Annotated in this window: 2 protein-coding genes and 1 pseudogene; 1 reads left to right on the top strand and 2 read right to left on the bottom strand. The window is 66.1% G+C overall.

What is annotated here, in order from left to right:
- Together I5I_RS08340 and I5I_RS08335 are read right to left on the bottom strand one after the other, a co-directional pair.
- Positions 1-1,501: pseudogene (locus I5I_RS08340) on the bottom strand (pyruvate dehydrogenase (acetyl-transferring), homodimeric type); the annotation flags it as partial.
- Between the two features lie 168 nt (positions 1,502-1,669).
- Positions 1,670-2,422 carry an alpha/beta fold hydrolase gene (locus tag I5I_RS08335; RefSeq protein WP_239640064.1) on the bottom strand — a complete coding sequence of 251 codons (753 nt, stop codon included), beginning with the start codon at positions 2,420-2,422 and terminating at the stop codon, positions 1,670-1,672.
- A gap of 51 nt (positions 2,423-2,473) precedes the next feature.
- On the opposite strand from I5I_RS08335, the gene I5I_RS08330 reads away from it, so the two are divergent.
- The coding region (locus I5I_RS08330; RefSeq protein WP_148285514.1) for a MarR family winged helix-turn-helix transcriptional regulator at positions 2,474-2,817 on the top strand (344 nt) is incomplete at its 3' end.

The following is a 2,817-nucleotide window of genomic DNA, read 5'->3' as shown; positions in this document are numbered from 1 at the left end:
CCTTTTTGGGGCAGGGGGTAACGCACTGTCGTCGGGGGAGGCTGATCGGCACGTGGTGGGTTCGGCGTTCCGGGAGGAACCCGCCGAGGGCGGGACGTTTCTCCACCAGGTACTGGATCGTCTTGTCTTCCATACCGGGGTGGAAGTACGGCGGCGCGTACGGGTTCTCCTCCAGCTGAGCGTCCGAGACGGGGATGCGCATCGAGTCGCGGAAGTGCTTGAGGTCGTCGAGCGTCATCTTCTTCATCTGGTGCGTCGCGTTGCGCCCCTCGAAGTGATGACCCAGGCCGTAACCCTTGATCGTCTTGGCGAGGATGACCGTCGGCTGACCCTTGTGCTCGGTCGCCGCCTTGTAAGCAGCGTAGAGCTTCTGGTAGTCCAGACCGCCGCGGCGGAGCTTTCCCCAGATGTCCTCGTCGGACCAGTCCTTGACCATGGCTGCGGTGCGCTCGTCGCGACCGAAGAAGTGGTCGCGGATGAACTTTCCGTCCTCGGCGCGATACGTCTGGAAGTCACCGTCCGGGGTGGTGTTCATCAGGCGCACGAGGGCGCCGTCGGTGTCGACCTGCAGCAGCTCGTCCCAGCCGCGGCCCCAGACGACCTTGATGACGTTCCAGCCCGCACCGCGGAAGAACGCTTCGAGTTCCTGGATGATCTTGCCGTTGCCGCGCACGGGGCCGTCGAGGCGCTGCAGGTTGCAGTTCACGACGAACGTGAGATTGTCGAGGCCCTCGTTGGCGGCGACCTGGAGCTGTCCGCGGCTCTCGACCTCGTCCATCTCTCCATCGCCGAGGAACGCCCAGACGCGGGAGTTGGAGAGGTCCTTGATCCCTCGGTTGGTCAGGTACTTGTTGGTCATCGCCTGGTAGATGGCGTTGATGGGACCGAGGCCCATCGACACGGTCGGGAACTGCCAGTACTCCGGCATGAGACGCGGGTGCGGGTAGGAGGGGATGCCGTCCGGTGCCTTCGACTTCTCCTGCCGGAAGCCGTCGAGCTGATCGGCCGACAGCCGTCCCTCGAGGAACGAACGGGCGTAGATGCCGGGGGAAGCGTGCCCCTGGATGAAGATCTGGTCTCCACCGTTGGGGTCGTCGAGACCACGGAAGAAGTGGTTGAAGCCGACTTCGTACAGCGAGGCGGACGACGCGTAGGTGGAGATGTGACCTCCGACGCCGATGCCCGGACGCTGCGCGCGATGCACGGTCAGTGCAGCGTTCCAGCGGATCCACCGGCGATACCGGCGCTCGAGCTCCTCATCACCCGGGAACTCGGGCTCGTTCTCCGGGGCGATCGTGTTGATGTAGTCGGTCGTCGGCACCTGGGGAACGTTCAGCTGCAGCTCGTGCGACTTGTTGAGCAGGCTGAGCATGATCTCGCGGCCACGCCCGGCGCCCTTGCTGTCGACGAGCTGCTGGAGCGATTCCTGCCACTCGTGCGTCTCTTCGGGGTCGCTGTCCTGCGGGCCCTGGGAGTACGGATCCTGATCGTTGACCGTCACGAGACACCTTTCTTCGTCTGGCAGATCATGCCAGGGACGGGGCTTCTGATACGCGCGGCTTTGTGCAGCGTCGACAACGCATCCTGGATCAGCCTAGTCACATCTCGCTGGAGTGGATCGCGCTGGCAGCGAGTGGCCCCTGCGCGGTGCGCGTCACGCACGGAGTCGTCACGGCAAACTCCCCGGTGCCGCGAGGAAGGCGTCGATGATCGCCCACGTCGCCGCAGCCTCCTCGAGGTGAGGGAGGTGCCCTGCGGCCGGGATCTCTGCGAACGATGCGTCGCCGATCGCCGCCGCGACTGCGCGACCGTAGGCCGGTGTGACGATCCGATCGCTCGCGCCATACAGGAGCAGGGTCGGGACCTCGATCGCGCCCACGCGCTCGAGCAGGGTCGCGTCGCTCATCGTGGGGCCGGTCAGCGCCGCCATCGCCTGCCGGTTGGACTGCTGCACGGCACGCTTCGCTTCCGACATCGTCGCCGGGTTTCGGTATCCGCGCTCGGGGTCGTGCCACGCCGCTTCCGCGAGGCCGCGCGCGTCGAGCGCGAAGAAGTCTGCGCCCGGCTCGCCCTCGATAACGAGGCCGGTCCCGTCGATACTGATGATCGCGCCGACCGTTCCACCATCCTGTGGGTCGCCGGCTGCCTGCACAGCCATCTCGAGCGCGATCCACCCGCCGATCGACGAACCGACGACGACGACGTCGCGCTCGTCGTCGGCGCGCAGGCCTGCGAGGTAGACCTTCGCAAGATCGGCGATCGATGCGATTTCGTCGGTGCGGGCCGTCCCGTCCCAACCCGGATGTGTGGGCGCGATCACACGCATCGATGTGCCCAGGTGGGCGACGATCGGCGCCACGGTTGCGGGACCACCGCCGCCGTGCAGAACGAGTGCGGTGCGCGTGAGATGTCTGGGTGTCACGATCATTCCCTTATCAATATGTTTATCTACGAATGTTGATACGGTAGCACCGTGGCAACGAATCTCGAACTGCTGGGGCAGGCGATCAAGCGCGCGCAGTATCGCAACCATCGGGCACTGGACGCTGCACTGCGCGACGCCGGTGTGACGCTCGTGCAATGGGACGCGCTGCGCGCGATCGATCGGATGCCGGGAGCGACCGGGCACACGCTGGCGTCAGCCACTTTCCAGAGCGATCAGGCCTTCGGCACCCTCGCCAATCGCCTGCTCGGCCTTGGGTTGATCGAGCGGACGGCGGGGCGGGGTCGGCGCATCGAGCACACCCCTCACCGCGGCCGGTCGAGCAGCCCTGGCCGAGGGGATCGCATCGCCGACGCAGTACGAGAGGCACTGTT

Origin of the sequence: Microbacterium sp. B24 (genome assembly GCF_000333415.1) — a bacterium.
Lineage (GTDB): Bacteria > Actinomycetota > Actinomycetes > Actinomycetales > Microbacteriaceae > Microbacterium.
Note: the sequence above shows the minus strand (reverse complement) of the source record. Positions and strands in the feature narration are given on the sequence as shown.